The organism is Paenibacillus sp. L3-i20 (genome assembly GCF_022180385.2).
Taxonomy (GTDB): domain Bacteria; phylum Bacillota; class Bacilli; order Paenibacillales; family Paenibacillaceae; genus Pristimantibacillus.
The window spans coordinates 1,222,887-1,242,500 of the sequence record NZ_BQME02000001.1; the positions used below are offsets into that span (position 1 = coordinate 1,222,887).

Genomic DNA, 19,614 nt, shown 5'->3' on the forward strand with positions numbered 1-19,614 from the left:
GTCTATGCTACATATCAGCAATTTGTCGTTCCAATTCGCGAATCCGATCCCGCAGTTCAGCCGCACTTTCGAATTCCTCTTGTTCAATATACGTTTGCAAATCCCGTCTAAGCTGTTCGATTTCTCGCTTACATTTAATTTGACCGCCAGATCTTTTTGGAATTTTACCACTATGAACGGTACTGCTGTGTACTCGCTTCAGAAGCGGGTCTAGACGATCAGCAAATGTCGTATAACAGGAGCTACATCCAAAACGCCCTATTTTGCTGAACTGGGTATACGTTAGTCCACAATTCTCACATCGGATCGATTGAGACGCGTTACTGTTGCTAAGCGCTGAACCCGGAAGTGTATTGAAATCAAGCAAACCAGAAAGCAAATTATGGATAGAGAAACTATTTGGAGTGCCTGGAATGCCCTCACTCTTCTCGCGAGCACAGCTCTCGCAAATATGAACTTCAGTCTTATCGCCGTTTACTATTTTCGTAAAATGAAGTGTAGCAGGTCTCTTGCCGCATTCTTGGCAGAACAAGTACCGTCCCTCCTTCCTATTTGACCAGCAGTGAAATAAGCATCGAACGCAACAGCCTTGCTCGAACTTCATCGCGCACAGGCAACATAAGTGCAATTGTATCTCTATGGATAGCAGCACGCAGCAGGTTTGCCTCCCGTTTGGAGATCAAACTAGCTTCATGGAGCTGATAAATCAGTCCTTCTGCCGTACCTTGATCCACGCTTGAACCTATTGTTTGTTCGATGTGGAATTGAATCGTTTTTAAAGCCGGAAGGTCTACGCGTTGTATCCGAATATATCCTCCGCCTCCTCGTTTACTTTCAACCATGTAGCCTTTCTCCAGCGTAAACCTTGTGCTGATAACATAATTGATTTGCGAGGGAACACATGAGAATTTATCCGCTAAATCATTGCGCTGAATCTCGACTGAACCTTCGTTACTGCCATCCAGTATATCCTTTAAATACTGTTCAATGAGATCGGAAATGTTACGCAAACCACCAACCTCCCAGTTAGTCGTCATTCGAAAGCCGAATATTCGAAAAATTGACTTTGACTTTCTTTGACTTTAACCTTATTATACTCAAAATAATTCAGGGGTCAAGAAAGGAAGTTTAAATTTTCAGACGATTTAATTGGGTGTCGCTAATTTCCCTTCTTATCGAGGGTTTTATCAACAGATGAGCGCCCAGGAAAATTCTTTTTTATTATGTATAGCACATGTGAAAGGGCAATGTTACATGAACTACCTTAATCAATATGACTTATTCATCTGTGGTAACAAATAACGCCGCAGCTAACCGCTATTATCTAGCTTGGTGCGCTCAGGCGTTATTTATACCCGATTCTCAATAGTTTCCCCGGTTTATTACAACAAGCTTAAGCTCTGTCATCTCTTCGACTGCATATTTCAGTCCTTCTCGCCCCGTGCCGCTTTCCTTTACGCCGCCGTAAGGCATATGGTCAACTCTGAAGGTCGGTATATCATTGATCATAACGCCTCCAACATGAAGCTCATCTGCTGCTTGGAGCGCAGTACCTAAATCATTTGTATAAATACCCGCCTGCAACCCGAATTTGGACGCATTAACAAGCGCGATTGCTTCATTTACCGAGGTTACTTTGCTAATAATTACAACAGGTGCGAATAGCTCTTGACAGCTTACCTTCATCCCAGGATCTGCCCCTGTAATGACAGTCGGAGCAAGCATTCCGTTTTGCAGTTCGCCCCCCGTTAGAACAGTTGCTCCATTCGAGCTTGCTTCAAGAATCCAGGCTAAAGCACGATTTGTTTCGGCAGGAGAAATCATCGCAGATATATCTGATTCCATTTCAAGAGGATCACCTACTTTAAGCTTTGAAGCAGCCTCCGCGAACTGCTCAACAAACGACTCATAAATATGCTCATGAACATAGATGCGCTGAAGTGAGATACATACTTGTCCTTGATTTGCGAAAGCTCCCATGACACATCTCGGCACAATCCGCTCTATATCCGCATCTTGATCGATGATTAGTGCAGCATTAGATCCAAGTTCTAACGTCACCCGCTTCAAACCGGCTTTTGCTCGCAAACTTTTCCCAACCTCTGGGCTCCCTGTAAAAGTAACCATCGCTACTCGCTCATCCAGTACGATCTTATTTCCTACGATCGCACCTGATCCTGTTACTACGTTCAGTACGCCAGACGGAAGCCCCGCTTCATGAAATAATTCTGCGATGAAGTAAGCGGACATCGGTGTTTGACTAGCTGGCTTGAGTACAACGGTATTGCCAGCTGCAATTGCCGGTCCCACCTTATGCGCTACTAGATTCATTGGGAAATTAAACGGCGTAATTGCACCTATTACGCCAATTGGTTCGCGCACCGTGTACGCAATTCGCCCTTCACCACCGGGCGCTGCGTCAAGCGGGATCGTCTCGCCACTTATCCGCTTTGCTTCTTCTGCTGCGAATTTATAGGTTTGTACCGTCCGCTCTACCTCGGACAACGCATATTTCATCGGCTTAGCTGCTTCCTCAGCAATGATCCGTGCTGCTTCTTCCTTGCGATCAGCAAGTAACAGCGCTACTCGCTCTAATATAGCTGCCCGCTCATGAGCCGGAATTCTTCGCATAACACCGCACATACGATGAGCGACTTCAATGGCAGCAGCAGTTTCCTCCTCGTTCGCTGCTGGTACTTCTACAATGTTGTTACCCCTGTAAGGAGCTTTCAACTCTGTGTATGCTTTTGCTTCCCGCCATTGTCCGCCAATCCATAGCTGCTTGCGCATTTAATTGCCTCCTTGAACCCTTTTAGGCATTATAGCAACTACGAATGGGCTCATCAATTCACGACTGCCTCTTCATGGTAATCGGGAATTCGCACCACAAATGTTGTTCCCGCTCCAGCCTCACTAGTCCCTTCAATAGAACCTCCATGCAAATGAACGATTTTTTGTACAATCGACAAGCCAAGTCCGGTACTACCCGTCCTTCTATCTCTCGCACTGTCCCCTCGGTAGAATCGATCATAAATAAAGGGCATCATCTCCTGTGGGATGCCCTCGCCCGTATCGGATACCGTAACGATACAGCAATCATGCTCCCTTACTGCTTGAATATGGATGGACCGTCCCCTCGGAATATGTTTGACAGCATTAGACAACAAGTTGGACCACACCTGCATAAGCAATACTTCATCCCCACGCATAATAAGGTGATTCGGAATAAGCATTCTGACAGCGAGCTCTTTCTCAACCAGCTGCCATTCAAGGAGCTGCAACGTTTGCCTTAACATCGGCTGCAGATTGAACGACTTCCTCTCAAGTGAATAACCTGAATGATTAATCGACGACAACAGCAACAATTGCCTGCTTAATGCTGCGAGATGTCTCGTCTCCTGACCGATAATCGTCGCATAATGTCGAATTTGCTCCTGATCCAGACCATCATCTAATAAGGAGTCAGCATATCCTTGGATTGACGCAAGCGGCGAATGAATTTCATGAGACACATTAGCGACAAATTCTTTTTTCATCTGATCCGATCTTTCGAGCTCAAGGCTCATCTTCTGGAAGTGGGAAGCTAATAGTCCAACCTCGTCCTTCCGATTAGTAGGCAGTTCTAAATCATATTGGCCTTGGGCAATTCGCTTGGTTGCCTCAGTCAGACGAACAATAGGCTGAACCAAATAACGTGCGCTTAACAGCAAATTAGGAAAGCTGAGCAATACTGCGAAAGCAAACATTACAATAAAGAAAACACGCAACTCATCAAAAAACACACCACTGTCTTGGCGCAGAAAAAGAGCGTAATGTTCGACATCCGCCGTAACATGTACGCCTACTGTATTACTTAGACGATCTTCAAAATAACCTGTCGAAAATGGCCTATTCGGAAAATCTGCTATCCCATGATATTCACTACCTGACAATACATCCTCTTTAATTTTAGTTGATAGATCATTTGCTTCAAATGGTCTGCCGTAGAAAATATCGTTACCTTGCTCATCATATAAGTACAGCTGATATCCCAGCGCTGCGGAGCTTTGCAAATAATTACCGATCGATTCGGGATATTGTTCGATATGTATGCGCATATGCTCAGCAGCGTGGAACAGCTTCTCATCATGATAAGATTTGAGCGACCAATGATAATACACATTAGCCACATAGTAACCAAGGAATCCGCTGAGTGCGATCGTATACATCGTGATGACAACTACTCGAACATACAATGACCTCATTGCGATGGCACCTCGAGCTTGTAGCCGACGCCTCTAATTGTATGAATAACGAATCCTCGGTCTGTATGCGGGAAACGTTTACGTAGCCTTTTAATATGTACATCTACCGTTCTTTCGTCCCCACCGTAATCTGAACCCCAGACTAAGCGGATTAATTCATCCCTTGAGAACAGCCTGCCCGGATATTCCGCCAGTTGAGCTAGCAGTTCAAATTCCTTCAGCGGCAACAATAACACTTCATCGCCATCGACTACCTCATAATTTTTGCGGTCGATAACAAGCTCGTTTAATCTAATTTTGTCGCTGGAAGCGAGCGAATAACGTCTAAACAAAGCTTTGACGCGATACAAAATTTCTGGCAGCTCAAACGGCTTCGTCACATAGTCGTCGGTACCACTTAAATACCCTTGTTCTTTATCGCTAATTTGGTCGCGGGCGGTGAGCAGAATGATCGGAATATCGTAATTCCTTCGTGTGTATTCACATAATGCAAGCCCATCTACTTCCGGCATCATCACATCCAGGATAGCTAGATCTACAGATTGTTGGGCCAATACGTTCATCGCCTCGCGGCCATTTTGTGCTTCCAACACTCGGAAACCTTCCTTCGTCATGTAATGCCCCAGCAAGGTTCTACTATTAGAATCGTCATCAGTAATTAACAGCTGCTTCATGCTCTGCGTGCACCTCCCACTCCAATGTTAGCCATTTCTTTATTTAGTTAGTTTGTCGCTTCTCTTCAACATTACAATTAAAAATGGTCCACCAATAACCGCCATTATAATAGAAGCCGGAATTTCGGCAGGAGCGAGTACCGTTCGGCCAAGTGTATCAGCTGCCAAAATAAGCAATGCACCACCAAGTGCAGAGAACGGTATGAGCAGCTTATAATTTGAACCTACTAACGCTCTGCCGATATGTGGGACGAGCAAACCTACAAATAAAATCAATCCTCCGATAGCCGTTGCAACAGATGCAAGCAACACAGCAACTGCTGAGATGATCAGCCGAACTCGAACAATTCGAAGTCCCAAATTGCGAACCGTTTCATCTTGAAAGGAGAGCATATTACACCATGAACCGAGGAATAGTGCCAGCAATAAACCAATACCGCCGAACAATGCTATGATGTAGACGTCATCCCAATTTTTCATCGTGAAGATCGACGATACCGCTTGATTCACACTAGTAACTGCATAGCTGCCGCGATAATTAAATGATTGCCCTAAGCCCGTAAAGGTAGCATTGATTGCAATACCAACAAGGATGAGACGCAGCGGATTGAGCTGCGCTTTCCATGAAAGCGAATAAACGAGGTAACAGGCGAAAGCTCCGCCTAATACGGCAAACAATGGTGACCAGAAGTAGAGTGCAGGAAACAACGTAATTACTGTAATTGAAACTAAGCCTGCACCCGAAGAGATACCGATAATGCCTGGCTCCGCAAGGGCATTTTTCATTACAGCTTGCAGCAATACTCCTGATACAGAAAGTGCAGCTCCCGTCATCATCGACACCAAAATACGAGGGAATCGCAAATCTTTTATGACTTCAACCTGTTCATTTCCACCATTAAATAATCCGGATACAAGCTCCCAGAAACCGACCTTAATGCTCCCCGTCATCACTGAGAATAACGCAACTGCTACTAATAGAATTGCAGTTACAATGAATGTAGTTATCGTTCTACTCATTTCTCACTTTCCTTTATGAAGATTCGGGATATAACAATGGCAACAGAGCTTCCAATGCACCACCAACCTCAATGTTGCCAGTTGTACCGAACAGTTTTTCCTCCAGATCGTATACACGCCCCGTTTTGACCGCTTTGAAATGATGCCAAATATCATTTTTTTTAAACTCTTCGTCGAACATTTCTACAACTTCCTTCGGCATTCCATGTGCAAGGCGCAAAATGACATCAGGATCTGATTGCTGCAAATATTCCGTATTAGACGCAAGGAACTCCACCTTCTCTCCCTGCACAATATTAACTCCGCCTAACAACTCAACTAAATCCCCAACATAGGAATGTTCAGTCGCTACCAAATAACTGCCGGGAACCCCTAACAAAATAAGGACAGTAGGTGGCTGCTTGCCTTCAGTAGCTTTGCGGATTTCCTTTAACGTTTCATCGTATTCATTTACAATCTGTGCAGCTTTCTCCTGCTTGCCAAACTTTTCACCCAGCTTAATAATCTCAGCTTGCATTTTCTCAAGGCTAGTAAAGTCAAGAAATGTTGCAGCAATTTTAGCGTTTTCGAATACCGGCTCCAGATCATATTGCAGCGTCGTTACAGAGAGCACCTCAGTTGGCCTGAGCGACTTGACCAGTTCCATGTCAGGGCTCATCGGACTACCTACTTTCGTTAAACCGTCATAACGGGTCGGCAATGTTTTCACGCTTTTCGGAATACCGACCAAATCGATTTCGAGCAAATCCATAATCTGTGTAATGGCAACTGTAGTGGAGACAACCCTTGGCTCCTCTGCGGTAGGGGACGATGTCTTTGTACTTTCGACTGTTTTCGTACTTGCTACAGCCGATTTCTCCACACCTGGCGTACCTTTATTGGCTCCGCTATTACCACATCCGGTTATACTAACCATGATTAAAGTCATAAGTGCAATGAACCTTAATTTCGTTCCAAACATCGTTACTTAACCTCCTCAACAACCTTCGGCTATTTAGTCTTTCTTCGCCAAATAAATACTGCCCCTACAGCTAACAGCAGAATAGCAGCTATTGGGGTCCACCAATTCATACCCGAAGATGACTTCTCATCAGACAATGCGGAGTTATCTCCTGAAGCTGAAAGCGTCTTAACTGCCGCTAAATCTACGCTTTCTTTTGTTTCACCAGTTGCTGCCTCACCTTGCTCAGTCCCACTCGTTGCGTCTACTGTTTCGGTCTTCTTAGTTCTATCTTCATCCTTCGATTCATCGGTTGCTGGCTTAGTAGAAGGTTGTGTTTCCTTTTGCTCCGCAGTCGAATTGACTTGCGCCGAAGGTTCTACTACAGTCTCTGCTCCTGTACCCGTTGCTCCAGCCACCACAGTTTCTTCCTTTTCCGATGAAGATGTAGATGCTTCCTTTTCTATTGTTGAGCCCGTTGTTGCCTCGCTTGCAACTGTAACAGGCTTAGTAGTCTCATCTGATTTCACCGCTTTTGTTCCAACTGTTGCTGCCACTTCCGCGTCAGTACTTGTCGATTTTACAGCTTCTGTTTTGACCGCGGTTTTTGGATTTGTTTTTTCTGGATTTGTTTTTTCTGGTTTTGTTTTTGTTGGTGTATTAGTTGCTTTCGGTTTCTCTGTTTTTGCCTTCGGTTTATCCTTACTCGCACCTTTAACTAACTCAAAGCTCTCTTGATCGAACGCAAATCTAATCGTGTAATCATGATCGTAGTCAATCTCTGCAACTGTTACATGGATTTTGGAAATAATCGGTTCAGCTATATCAGCCTCAAATTCTACAATTCTTGTATCTGCTTTTTTATTCGAACTAATCACTTTTGTATCCACATATCCGCCATCACCTGGCACTTTAAAATCCGTCACCCAAAAGCTATGGTTAATCGTCACTCTAATTTTTGCTTTGCCATCCTTAATTGTTACTGTTGCAGGCTTCTCCCAATAATCATTAGCCATTGATACCGAGTCGTTCTCCGCTTTCAAAATCAAGTAGTCTGCAGTATACGTCCCATCTGCCAATTTTGTTGCCGCTGTCGCTATTCCTGGTGCGATCAACATCGATAACCACAACACAGCGAGCATGCTGCACAACATTATTTGTTTCTTCACTTCTATCTCCATCCTCTCAATTTACGTATCATTGGTCTTTGTACTTAAAAACATTGTTGAAATAATCGAAACGTGTCGTAAGTACATACAGTACTCTTGCAACCCGTAGAACGAACCTAGTAATAAAAAATGAAATATTGTACTACGATCACCATGAATAAAGAAAAGAAACGTTGTACCATAATCATTGTTCTCATGATAATGATAATTATTATCATCGTCATGAGCAATCCTACCAGTACCATCCATATACTGTCAACATTTTTTTGAGATTTTGCTACAATGTTGTCGACATGCGAAAGGGCTTCAAGAGCCAAAGTTGACTCTCAAAAGCCCATTTGGAGTTTTTATACGTTTTGTGGCTCCTCTAATGGCAACGGATCACGGACAATCAATACATCATAAGTTGCGATTTTGTTTGAAAGAATATAATCCGGTGTTTTTCGATGAGAATGTGATTCACGGAATGCTTCACTCCGCGTCCAGGCTTGGAAATCTGCTTTACTTTCCCACCTTGTACTAACTGTTACCTCATCGTATTCTTTAGTATTTTCAGTCATCATTACTTCAAGTCCAAGAAATCCCTTCATTGCCTCTACCTTACCGATGCGATTGAAGCGCTCTACCAACTTCTCACCGCTGCCTTTTGTTATTTGCGATACATTCGTTACGATTACCATTGATAATTCCTCCTTGGATTGTAAGATTGGGATAATAACCGGATAATCACCTTGGAAATCCACCTTAGCTCTTAATCCAAACACATTCAGCATAAATCGCTGATCAATAACTTGCTCAGGCGGACCGCTGGCTGCAATCCGACCATCCTCCATCGCGATCAAATGATCGCTGTATGCGGCTGCTTGCTGCAGATCGTGAAGCACCATTACAATCGTAAGCCCTAACGTACGATTCAGCTTTCTGAGCATATCCATAACTTCAAACTGATGCGATAAATCTAAAAAAGTAGTCGGCTCATCTAACAGAATGATGCCCGATTGCTGAGCGAGCGCCATCGCAATACGCGCCTTCTGTTGCTCACCACCGGATAAGGTGTAGAACATCCGATCCTCGTTATGTCTTATGCCGACTGTAGATAACGCCCAATTAACTGCTTTCTCATCGGCTTCGGTCAACTTGCTGCGGAACATCGAATGATGTGGTGTTCTGCCCATTGCAACAAGCTCACGAACAGTAATGTCCGGAATCAAGCCTTTCTCTTGTCCTAGTACAGACACCATCCGGGCAAAATCTTTACGGGAATACGATGAGCCCTGTTTGCCCTCATACACAATTTGACCGCTATCCGCTTTAGTTGCTCGGGCAATCATTCGAAGCAAAGTAGACTTCCCTGAACCGTTACGACCAACAATTGCTGTTATTTGCCCCTTCGGTGCAGTCGCATTAATAGCTTGCAGTTCAAACTGCTCAAGCTTATAGGAGAGCTCTTCCATCTTTATCGCCATCTATCTAATCAACCTCCTTCTCTTAAGCAGCACTAGGAAAAAGGGAGCGCCTATACATGCAAGCAAAATACCTGCCGGCAGCTCCAATGGATCAAACCAGCTGCGAGCTGCCGTATCTGCAACTACCATCAATGCCGCTCCACCCGCAATGGAATAGGGAAGAAGATAACGATAATCCTCTCCAATCAGGAGGCGTACAGCATGCGGCACGATCAATCCAACAAAACCAACTAACCCAACAACGCTAACCGCTGCTCCCGCTAACAATGCTGCAAGTGCAACGATAAGCAGCCTTTGCCGCTCTACATGTTGTCCGAGCGATGAAGCAGATTGATCACCCAACATAAGGACATTCGTCGTTTTGGCAGCGAATGGTACAAGCGCAAGCCCAATGGCCGCATAAGGCAGCATAAACATGAGATGCGGCCAGCTTCTACCGCTTAATCCGCCTGCAAGCCATGGTAGAACACTTTGAATGCGGTCGCTGTTAAGTACCATAATACCGTTCATTACACCGCCTAATAGCGCGTTAACCGCAACACCTGCGAGCACGATTTTTACAGGTGAACTACTTCCATCCCATGCCAATACATAGATAACAACCGCTGATATAAGTGCCCCTACAAATGCAAAGCCCGGCAACAGATAGGCAAATTGGGGAAATAAAACAAGCGCAATAACCGCTGCCACCCCTCCGCCTGCTGATACTCCAATAATTCCGGGATCTGCCAGTGGATTGCGCATAACCCCTTGGAGAAGCGCTCCGGAAGCAGCCAAACAAGCACCTGCGAGCAAACCAATCAATACCCTTGGCAGCCTTAAATTCCATATAATTGACTGATGAGTAGCATCACCGCTCCCAAGCAATACTTGCCAAATTTCCGGAATGGATATAGCTACCGAGCCGCTTCCAACCCCATATAGAACTGCAACAATTAGAATGGGAACTACAGCAATCGCTAGCCAGCTTCTCCGGTTATTTCTTTCCTTCACATTCATGATGCCAGCAGCTCCCCAAGATGTTTGATCGCCTGAGCTACCTTCGTACCTGGGTTCGTACCAAACAGCTCAGCAGGCAGTACATGAATTCTTCCTTCACGGACAGCAGCAAGTGAACTCCATGCTGGATTACCTTCCATCTCGTGAATGAAACCTTGCTCCACCTTCTCAGAACTTCCATGCGTCATGATCAAAATAATATCTGGACTTGCTTCAACGACACGTTCCGTATTCAACTGCGCATATTGCGGAAAATTTTGCATTCGCGGATATTCAGCCGCAACATTGACCCCACCGGCAGCTTCGAGTAAATCGCCTGCAAGCGAATTAGGCAATGCAGCCAAATACGTACCAGGCGCTCCATATACGAACAATACTCGTTGTTTATCTTTCGGCAAAATAAGCTTCGCTGCATCTAGCTCTTTATCCATCTGATTAATAATTTCTGTAGCTTTACTCTCTTGATGAAGAATTTCACCGAACAACTGTATTTGCCGTTTAATATCAGCAACTGAATTTGCATGAGTCAATACGACTTTGGAACCGATGCTCTCTAGCTGTGGAACATCATTAATGTTGATCGGATAGTTGCCTAATACAACATCTGGCTGCAAAGATGCAATACGCTCCAAGTCTACTGTATGTACAGAGCCTACAATCGGCACATCCTTCACCGTATCATTGGGAAGTCCACCATTGTTATCTGGTCGCCCTACGAGGTTGCCGCCAAGTGCTGTAACAATGTCTACTTCTCCATTGCCTAACGCTACGATCCTCTCTGGAATACTAGGGAGTACGACCTTTCTCTCTGCGAAGTCAACAAAAGTATGGCCTCCATCATTGGTGCTCCCACTTGTTGTTGCTGATGCACTGCAGCCAGTTAGAATGCCCGAAGCTATCAGGGCAACTGCTAGAATCCCTTTGCAGCGCAATGCGATGGTATTCAATTTCTGTTAGCCTCCAAATCCAATTTAAGTGAGAGTCATTATCAATTACTGCGATACGACGATTTTACTTCTATATTGTGAACGGAGCATGAATTTCAGATTACATTTTCCAGCCTGCTACCCCGTTTCGAATGCTAATCCAAATTTGTAATCTATTGTTCATGCTCCGTTCATAAATAGAGAGTAAAATGCGGAGCGTAGTCAAAAATTGGTTAAAGGTTCCGTAGAGGGAGTCACCTTGCAACGAATCATACAATGAAGGGCACTATTTTTTTTGATTATACATTGAGAATGATAATCATTAACTTTAGTTTACCTCTTACAGTTTCGTGAACCGGACCATTTGAAGGGAGGAGCGCCTCAAGTAGAAGCTTATCGCGTCATGATTGGCTAGAAGTCGTCAGGAGAAGTTGCTTTACCGTTCCAAACCAATAAACCAAATTAAAAGGAGTGTTATTTCAAATGACAAAATTATTCAAAAAATCGCTTTCGATGACTTTACTGGTGATGGTACTTGTAATGGCTATGGCCGCTTCTGCATTCGCACTAACACCTTATAACTATGACTTCGACTACAATGGCTCCTACCATGCTCACTCTAGTTCCTACATCGCTTCTGACGCAACGGTATCAGGTGGCAATGTAACGATCAAGTTGACAGGCAACTACTTCCCTCAAGTAGAAGTTGGCGGCGTTGTTTACGCTGGCTCATATAATGCAGGAACAAACCACACAACTTTTGTATTCCCAGGAAGCATTGGAGTAGATACTCCAATTAAACTATCAATCGTTGCAGGTCCTCATAGCAGAGCTTACAACTTGCTTTTGAACTGGAAATAATCCGTAGATTAATGAATCATTCATAATCTCATTAAGAAAGGAAGCAGCTAACAGCTGCTTCCTTTCTCAAGTGTTTAGATCCAAAAAACATAAAAGGAGTGTTATTTAAAATGGGGAAATTATTAAAAAAATCATTTTCCATGACATTAATGATGTTGGTACTTGTAATGGCAATGTCTACTTCTGCATTTGCATCAACACCTTATAACTATGACTTCTATTATCAAGGCAACTACCATAAAACTCTCAGCTCCTACATCGCTGCTGATGCTACAGTATCAGACGGTAATGTGACGATCAAGTTGACAGGCAACTTTTTTCCTCAAGTTGAAGTTGACGGCGTTGTTTACGCTGGCTCTTATAATGCAGGAACAAATCTAACAACGCTTGTATTACCAGGTAGCTATGGAGCAAATATTCCTATTAAACTAAAAATGATTGCAGGCCCTATTAATAGAAATTTTAATTTGGAGTTATATTGGAAATGAGCTCTGAAAAGATAAATTATTCATAATTTCATTAAAAAAGGAAGTAACTAATAGCTGCTTCCTCAAGAGTTCAGATCATAAGTAATGATAAACTAATTTAATTAAAGGAGTTAAGTAAATTGAAATTCTCAATGAAGAAAATAGTCGCAATGCTACTGACATTTGCGTTTTTATTAGTATCACTAAACATTGGTCCTGCTTCCGCTACCGAAGGTGCTCCTGTAGTCGAAAGTACTCCTACTGCTGAAGTTACTGAGGAAACTCCTGCTGTAGAACAACCTCCAGTTACTGAGAAAACTTCATCCGCAATTACAGCCAGCTCACCAGTAATTCCCAATGGTGAATATACGATCCCTTTCCGTTATCTGAAAGATAATAGTGATCAAACATCAATGGCAGACAAATATATGATTAAAAATACTGGTAAACTAATTGTTAACGGTGGAAATATTTCGTTCCAACATGAGATTACTGACATTGTTCATTCCACATTTTCATTTCTCGGATTACGCAATAAAGATGCTGCCAAAGCAATTATTACTAACGTTGATGGAGTAGAGACAGCTACGGGCATGGATGGGTATACAGTGGTGACTTCTAACGAAGCAGCCAACGCTGCGAATACCGTCATTTCTTATAAAATAATCGATCCGTGGGTAAAACAGGATTTACTAATGTTTATTAATGATCCCGAAGGTAAACTTGAAGGTATCAATTATGTTCACTGGTATCATGGCCATATTGAATTAAATCTGGAAAACATCGACCTAACTCCAGGAGAAAATGGTGGAGGTGAAAACGGCAACACTGATGTAACAAAAGAAATGTTTGATAATCGAGTTGCATCTGCAAATACCCTTCTCCAATCGAGCAATGAAGGCGAAACAGAAGGCACATATCCAGATGGTTCCAAGAAAAAACTTGAAGACGCCATTACTAGTGCGTTAGCAACTGAACAAAGTATGCCGGGCAATAAAGAAATTCTAAAAGCAGCCTACACAATAGTAGATCAAGCCATTAAAAAGTTTGAATCGCAAAAAAATGTAATAGATACATCCAAGCTAAGCGAATGGATAACTCAAATGGAGGCATGGCTTCCTGAGATTAAGGATGTAGGTACAGCTGTTCCTAATCCAGAAAGAGAAACTCCAGTTCCATCAAGAAATCCTGATGGGCCTCAATATCGGCATGACTGGATTATTTCTGCGGAAGAATATCCATTTGTAGAAGATAGTTCTTCGGGTGATGATTATAAATTAAGTTCAGGAATCAAGAGGAAAATTACAGAATTCAAAGCACTAATCAGTGATCCAAATAAGACTCAAGCAAAAGTAAATCATTCTTTTGCTGAAGCAAACGCTGATTTTGGTCGTGAAGTTAACGAGAAGAAAAAATTTGTAGAACAATCGCCCGTTGCTATTCAGGTTCTTGATACATTGGACAATAGTAGCGTTGAATCGAAATATGCATCTGACTTTGACAAAACTGCAGTTATTTTAAAAAGCGCATCCGATCCATATTACGATATGTATGCAAACATTACCTTCAACGATAAACCTGATGATAATATTAATTTCAAGCAAAAATCTATCGTAGTTAGTTCATATAATTCGAATACTGGACTACCCGATCAAAATAATTTCTATTTGCAACCACATATGTTCCCTGTAAACAAAGATGGGTTTCAAGAAAAGAAAGTATATCAAGCTTATTTAAAAGGAACCGTATTAGCCCCCCAACAAACACCAGCAGCTGTAAATAACAAATGGGGCGGCTTTTTTAGAGTAACTTATGCGGATGCATCAAGAATAGTCTTTATTAGCTTCAACAAGTCTTTTCATGATAATCTTAATACGCTAATTACCGAAGCACAAACTTTGCATGATAACGCAATTGTAGGAACGGATCTTGGACAATATCCGGCTCATTTCAAAACTAAACTACAAGAAGCAATTACAAATGCTCAGTATAAAACAAAATATTTGAGCACACCGCGTCCGCAACTAGTATCCGCTACAACTGAATTACAAACAGCAATAAATGCGTTGAAAACTTCAGTAAAGCAAAATATTAACTTCTCGGTTGTTCATGCAATAGAAGAAAAGTTATCTACAATGGAAAGTTATTTCCGCAAACCTGCACTAATCTCTACTAAGGATGATGGTTCATTAGATGTTACAATGACGATTCTAAGCAGCGATGTTGTTAAAGGATTTAAAATTAAACAAAACGGAACTCTTGTGGATGCTAGCGTTGTGAGTGAAGACACAGCAGCTAAAACAAAAACTGTTACTTTCAACGTCCCTAATGTTTCTTCATTTGTTGAAGCAGAGGTTCTAGTGGATGTTCCTAATCGTGATGTCGATCACACCTATTCTATTAGATTAAACTTCAATAATGTCGATACAAGTGCCTTATATAAACTCATTCAAGAAGCTACAACTACACATGAAGGTGCTAAAGTTGGTATAGAACCAGGACAATATCTTGAAATGTCCAAAACTGCCTTCAGGAGTGCAATTGATAGCGCACATAAAGAAGCTGCACGATTAAATGCAACGAATGAGACAATCGCAACGGCGGTACAATCATTGCAACGTGCGCAAACAACATTTAAAGAAACTGTTATACCTCAGAAGCCGACAGGTCCTGGGCCAAACATTCCTACTGGCCCTGCATATCCAGCTGACGGGTATTACTTAATGAACTTTACTATTCTTAAAGAGGGTACAGAATCTACGTCTGTTATGCATGGTTATGTTTTCAGCACCGCTTTAGTGAAGGTTTCTGGCGGTACGAAAACGGTATCCTTTACAGTGAAACAAAGTGCAGAAATAACTGGGCTCACATTAAACGGTAGCAACGGTGTAGTCACAGAAAATAACCCTAACACCAACACTCGTGTCGTAACATTTACATTGTCCGACCTATCATCAAAAATACCTGGATGGGTTGATGTGTATTGGAATCTAGAATCTTTTATTTACGATCATGAATATACTGTTCAATACAAATTTAACGAAGGTTCAGCTCGACCTGCAGGTGCTAATCCAGTTGTTCCAGGTGGAAGCGGTAAAGTTGGCTCACCTCCAGGATTAGAAAATCCTGGTGGAAATAACCCAAGCCCGGGTGGAGGCGGAAACCCAGAAGCAGTTAAAGACAAAGAGAAGGATAAGGACAAAGACAAAGAAAAAACTGAGGAAGCACAAAAGCCAAATGAAGCGGTTAAATTTAATGACATCGAAAAACATTGGGCGAAGTCTTCCATTGAGCAAGCAGCAAGCTTAAACATTTTGAGCGGATATGCAGATGGCAGTTTCCGTCCAAATGATAAAATTACTCGTGGACAATTTGCAGTTATGATTAGCCGAGCACTAATGTTGGAAGGCGAAGATACAGATAACGTCTTTGCAGACTCCAGCTCTACTCCGAACTGGGCGAAAGCACATATCGCAAGAGTTGTTGCAGCAGGGATAATGAGCGGATTTGAGGATGAAACTTTCCGTTCAGGAGAACAACTTACTCGAGTACAATTAGCTATAATCGTTGCTAGAGCAGCTAATCTTAAGCTGGAAGATGGCGCTAAAATTGATTTTGCAGATGCAGCATCCATCCCAGTATGGGCTCAGAAAGAAGTTACCGCCGCTGCGAAAGCTGGTTTAGTAACAGGTAAAGATAATAACAAATTTGCACCAAATGAAGTTGCAACACGTGCAGAAGCTTTGACAATTATATTGCGTTTACTGGAATCATTTGAGAAATAACATTTTCAATAAGTACGCTAAAATCTCCGTATAGTGCAACGCTCAAAGCAACAAAAGAGAGGCAGACATCATGCCTCTTTTTTGCTTTTATCGGCTTTCTCCTACTGTTCTCTGATTCCCCCTATTTGAGCACCACAACCACTATGACCAGCAATCACTTAGAATGTTACATACAGTAAGACAATTAACATAACAAACCTGTAGATAGCAGAACTAGTTATACGCAAGCCATCAATTAAGTAGAGCCTAATTAAAAATAACTTCCCTCAGATAACAGGAATTGATCATCTATCCGTACTTGGCTATACTCATACCGTGCCGAAAAATTATGCATCCCGATTCATATTATTGTCAGCTTCAAACTTATTTGTGCTTTACGACGTCCATTCCGCACCGGTTGAATCACCTTCTTGAGCTACATCACGGTCGGCGTCTGAACCTTCCACTAAGGCCGGGCAAACATCCTTGTATGGCTTCGATACAAAGGTTTAGACACTCTCCCAGTGGGAGAGGAAAGTCTCCAATCAAAACAAAAAACCGACCACATATAAATGTGGTCGGTCATTCGTGCTTGGCGACGTCCTACTCTCCCAGGACCCTGCGGTCCAAGTACCATCGGCGCTGAAGGGCTTAACGGTCGTGTTCGATATGGGAACGCGTGGTTCCCCTTCGCCATCGCCACCAAACGTGACATTTGCTCGTGGCAAACATCTCATCCAAAGCGTGTTTGCGCCCTGAAAACTGGATACGAAAGAATAGCTTGAGTTACTTTAGCTGTTTGCTTATAAGTTGTATGACCTATATAAGCGTTATAGGATAAGCCCTCGACCGATTAGTATTCGTCAGCTCCGTACATTACTGCACTTCCACCCCGAACCTATCAACCTCGTCGTCTTCAAGGGGTCTTACATACTGGGAAATCTCATCTTGAGGGGGGCTTCACGCTTAGATGCTTTCAGCGTTTATCCCGTCCGTACTTGGCTACCCAGCTATGCTCCTGGCGGAACAACTGGTACACCAGCGGTACGTCCATCCCGGTCCTCTCGTACTAAGGACAGCTCCTCTCAAATTTCCTACGCCCGCGACAGATAGGGACCGAACTGTCTCACGACGTTCTGAACCCAGCTCGCGTACCGCTTTAATGGGCGAACAGCCCAACCCTTGGGACCTACTTCAGCCCCAGGATGCGATGAGCCGACATCGAGGTGCCAAACCTCCCCGTCGATGTGGACTCTTGGGGGAGATAAGCCTGTTATCCCCAGGGTAGCTTTTATCCGTTGAGCGATGGCCCTTCCATTCGGTACCACCGGATCACTAAGCCCGACTTTCGTCCCTGCTCGACTTGTAGGTCTCGCAGTCAAGCTCCCTTATGCCTTTGCACTCTTCGAATGATTTCCAACCATTCTGAGGGAACCTTTGGGCGCCTCCGTTACATTTTAGGAGGCGACCGCCCCAGTCAAACTGCCCGCCTGACACGGTCCCTCTACCGGTTTCACGGTAGTAGGTTAGAACTCCGATACGATCAGGGTGGTATCCCAACGTCGCCTCCACACAAGCTGGCGCTCATGCTTCAATGGCTCCCACCTATCCTGTACAGATCGTACCAAAGTCCAATATCAAGCTGCAGTAAAGCTCCATGGGGTCTTTCCGTCTTGTCGCGGGTAACCTGCATCTTCACAGGTATTAAAATTTCACCGGATCTCTCGTTGAGACAGCGCCCAATTCGTTACGCCATTCGTGCGGGTCAGAATTTACCTGACAAGGAATTTCGCTACCTTAGGACCGTTATAGTTACGGCCGCCGTTTACTGGGGCTTCGGTTCACAGCTTCGGATTGCTCCTAACCGCTCCCCTTAACCTTCCAGCACCGGGCAGGCGTCAGCCCGTATACTTCGCCTTACGGCTTCGCACAGACCTGTGTTTTTGCTAAACAGTCGATTGGGCCTATTCACTGCGGCCCCCTCGGGCTATTAACCCTACCGAGGCACCCCTTCTCCCGAAGTTACGGGGTCATTTTGCCGAGTTCCTTAACGAGAGTTCTTCCGCGCGCCTTAGCATGCTCTGCTCGCCTACCTGTGTCGGTTTGCGGTACGGGCACCTTGATCTAACTAGAGGCTTTTCTTGACAGCCGGAGTACATGACCTTCGCTACTATAATTTTCGCTCCCCATCACAGCCCAGCCTAACAGTGTGCGGATTTGCCTACACACTAGCCTCACTGCTTAGACGGACTATTCCATCAGTCCGCGTCACTGCCCTTCTGTGTCACCCCATTGCTCAAACGATCTTCGGTGGTACAGGAATTTCAACCTGTTGTCCATCCACTACGCCTTTCGGCCTCGCGTTAGGTCCCGACTTACCCTGAGAGGACGAGCCTTCCTCAGGAACCCTTAGGCTTTCGGCGGACAAGATTCTCACTTGTCTTTTCGTTACTCATACCGGCATTCTCACTTGAATACGCTCCAGCACTCCTCACGGTATACCTTCAACGTATATTCAACGCTCCCCTACCCAATGCAGCAAGCTGCAATGTCATAGCTTCGGTGGTGTGTTTAGCCCCGTTACATTTTCGGCGCAGAGTCACTCGACCAGTGAGCTATTACGCACTCTTTAAATGGTGGCTGCTTCTAAGCCAACATCCTGGTTGTCTGTGCAACTCCACATCCTTTCCCACTTAACACACACTTGGGGACCTTAGCTGATGATCTGGGCTGTTTCCCTCTTGACAATGGATCTTAGCACTCACTGTCTGACTCCCGGTAAGCATGTCTATGGCATTCGGAGTTTGACTAGACTTGGTAACCCTTGGCGGGCCCCGCATCCAATCAGTGCTCTACCTCCACGACACTCATATCCGAGGCTAGCCCTAAAGCTATTTCGGGGAGAACCAGCTATCTCCGAGTTCGATTGGAATTTCTCCGCTACCCCCACCTCATCCCCGCATTTTTCAACATGCGTGGGTTCGGGCCTCCAGTGCGTGTTACCGCACCTTCACCCTGGACAGGGGTAGATCACACGGTTTCGGGTCTACGACCACGTACTTATTCGCCCTATTCAGACTCGCT

At 44.0% G+C, this 19,614-nt stretch carries 14 protein-coding genes and 2 rRNA genes (1 of these 16 cut by a window edge); 3 read left to right on the top strand and 13 right to left on the bottom strand.

From position 1 onward, the window contains the following. Positions 1 to 7 precede the first annotated feature (7 nt). The 11 genes from mcsA to MFF31_RS05930 form a co-directional block, all read right to left on the bottom strand. On the bottom strand, positions 8 to 532 hold the full coding sequence (gene mcsA, locus MFF31_RS05875) for a protein-arginine kinase activator protein McsA (RefSeq protein WP_238187142.1): 525 nt from the start codon (positions 530 to 532) through the stop codon (positions 8 to 10). Between the two features lie 16 nt (positions 533 to 548). Further along, positions 549 to 1,010 (bottom strand): CtsR family transcriptional regulator, encoded by a 462-nt coding sequence (locus tag MFF31_RS05880; protein WP_238187143.1) that lies wholly within the window; start codon positions 1,008 to 1,010, stop codon positions 549 to 551. A gap of 352 nt (positions 1,011 to 1,362) precedes the next feature. Then, positions 1,363 to 2,790 carry an aldehyde dehydrogenase family protein gene (locus MFF31_RS05885; RefSeq protein ID WP_238187144.1) on the bottom strand — a complete coding sequence of 476 codons (1,428 nt, stop codon included), beginning with the start codon at positions 2,788 to 2,790 and terminating at the stop codon, positions 1,363 to 1,365. Positions 2,791 to 2,843: 53 nt separating this feature from the next. Then, complete coding sequence (locus MFF31_RS05890) at positions 2,844 to 4,244, bottom strand: sensor histidine kinase (RefSeq protein WP_238187145.1); 1,401 nt, start codon at positions 4,242 to 4,244, stop codon at positions 2,844 to 2,846. Next, positions 4,241 to 4,918 (bottom strand): response regulator transcription factor, encoded by a 678-nt coding sequence (locus MFF31_RS05895; RefSeq protein WP_238187146.1) that lies wholly within the window; start codon positions 4,916 to 4,918, stop codon positions 4,241 to 4,243. Before MFF31_RS05895 ends, MFF31_RS05890 begins: the two co-directional genes overlap by 4 nt. A 39-nt stretch (positions 4,919 to 4,957) precedes the next feature. After that, positions 4,958 to 5,938, bottom strand: coding sequence for a FecCD family ABC transporter permease (locus tag MFF31_RS05900; RefSeq protein ID WP_238187147.1), 981 nt, complete (start codon positions 5,936 to 5,938; stop codon positions 4,958 to 4,960). A 13-nt stretch (positions 5,939 to 5,951) separates the two neighbouring features. After that, positions 5,952 to 6,899: a heme ABC transporter substrate-binding protein IsdE gene (gene isdE, locus MFF31_RS05905; protein ID WP_238187148.1), complete on the bottom strand. Its 948-nt coding sequence runs from the start codon at positions 6,897 to 6,899 to the stop codon at positions 5,952 to 5,954. A 29-nt stretch (positions 6,900 to 6,928) separates the two neighbouring features. Continuing rightward, positions 6,929 to 8,047 carry a heme uptake protein IsdC gene (gene isdC, locus MFF31_RS05910; protein WP_238187149.1) on the bottom strand — a complete coding sequence of 373 codons (1,119 nt, stop codon included), beginning with the start codon at positions 8,045 to 8,047 and terminating at the stop codon, positions 6,929 to 6,931. Between the two features lie 347 nt (positions 8,048 to 8,394). Further along, the gene (isdG, locus tag MFF31_RS25175; RefSeq protein WP_282570427.1) at positions 8,395 to 9,513 is read right to left on the bottom strand and encodes a heme oxygenase; all 1,119 of its coding nucleotides are present in this window, start codon (positions 9,511 to 9,513) and stop codon (positions 8,395 to 8,397) included. Then, on the bottom strand, positions 9,514 to 10,512 hold the full coding sequence (locus MFF31_RS05925) for a FecCD family ABC transporter permease (protein WP_238187150.1): 999 nt from the start codon (positions 10,510 to 10,512) through the stop codon (positions 9,514 to 9,516). It abuts the gene before it with no gap. Further along, positions 10,509 to 11,459 carry an ABC transporter substrate-binding protein gene (locus tag MFF31_RS05930; protein WP_238187151.1) on the bottom strand — a complete coding sequence of 317 codons (951 nt, stop codon included), beginning with the start codon at positions 11,457 to 11,459 and terminating at the stop codon, positions 10,509 to 10,511. The genes MFF31_RS05925 and MFF31_RS05930 overlap by 4 nt, the downstream gene beginning before the upstream one ends. Positions 11,460 to 11,921: 462 nt before the next feature. Between MFF31_RS05930 and MFF31_RS05935 the strand changes: the two genes are divergently transcribed. From MFF31_RS05935 to MFF31_RS05945, 3 genes are all read left to right on the top strand, one after another. Then, complete coding sequence (locus MFF31_RS05935; RefSeq protein ID WP_238187152.1) at positions 11,922 to 12,299, top strand: hypothetical protein; 378 nt, start codon at positions 11,922 to 11,924, stop codon at positions 12,297 to 12,299. Positions 12,300 to 12,409: 110 nt separating this feature from the next. Next, complete coding sequence (locus MFF31_RS05940; protein WP_238187153.1) at positions 12,410 to 12,787, top strand: hypothetical protein; 378 nt, start codon at positions 12,410 to 12,412, stop codon at positions 12,785 to 12,787. Between the two features lie 119 nt (positions 12,788 to 12,906). Further along, on the top strand, positions 12,907 to 16,551 hold the full coding sequence (locus MFF31_RS05945) for an NEAT domain-containing protein (RefSeq protein WP_238187154.1): 3,645 nt from the start codon (positions 12,907 to 12,909) through the stop codon (positions 16,549 to 16,551). Positions 16,552 to 17,120: 569 nt separating this feature from the next. Here MFF31_RS05945 and rrf read toward each other — a convergent pair. Then, positions 17,121 to 17,237 (bottom strand): 5S ribosomal RNA (gene rrf, locus MFF31_RS05950). Positions 17,238 to 17,363: 126 nt separating this feature from the next. Continuing rightward, positions 17,364 to 19,614 (bottom strand): 23S ribosomal RNA (locus MFF31_RS05955); it runs 680 nt beyond the window's last position.

Bases quoted from the DNA above. Each gene is read 5' to 3' on its own strand.
- MFF31_RS05885 (WP_238187144.1), bottom strand. From the start codon at position 2,790: ATGCGCAAGCAGCTATGGATTGGCGGACAATGGCGGGAAGCAAAAGCA.
- MFF31_RS05890 (WP_238187145.1), bottom strand. From the start codon at position 4,244: ATGAGGTCATTGTATGTTCGAGTAGTTGTCATCACGATGTATACGATC.
- MFF31_RS05895 (WP_238187146.1), bottom strand. From the start codon at position 4,918: ATGAAGCAGCTGTTAATTACTGATGACGATTCTAATAGTAGAACCTTG.
- MFF31_RS05900 (WP_238187147.1), bottom strand. From the start codon at position 5,938: ATGAGTAGAACGATAACTACATTCATTGTAACTGCAATTCTATTAGTA.
- isdE (WP_238187148.1), bottom strand. From the start codon at position 6,899: ATGTTTGGAACGAAATTAAGGTTCATTGCACTTATGACTTTAATCATG.
- isdG (WP_282570427.1), bottom strand. From the start codon at position 9,513: ATGGCGATAAAGATGGAAGAGCTCTCCTATAAGCTTGAGCAGTTTGAA.
- MFF31_RS05925 (WP_238187150.1), bottom strand. From the start codon at position 10,512: ATGAATGTGAAGGAAAGAAATAACCGGAGAAGCTGGCTAGCGATTGCT.
- MFF31_RS05935 (WP_238187152.1), top strand. From the start codon at position 11,922: ATGACAAAATTATTCAAAAAATCGCTTTCGATGACTTTACTGGTGATG.
- MFF31_RS05940 (WP_238187153.1), top strand. From the start codon at position 12,410: ATGGGGAAATTATTAAAAAAATCATTTTCCATGACATTAATGATGTTG.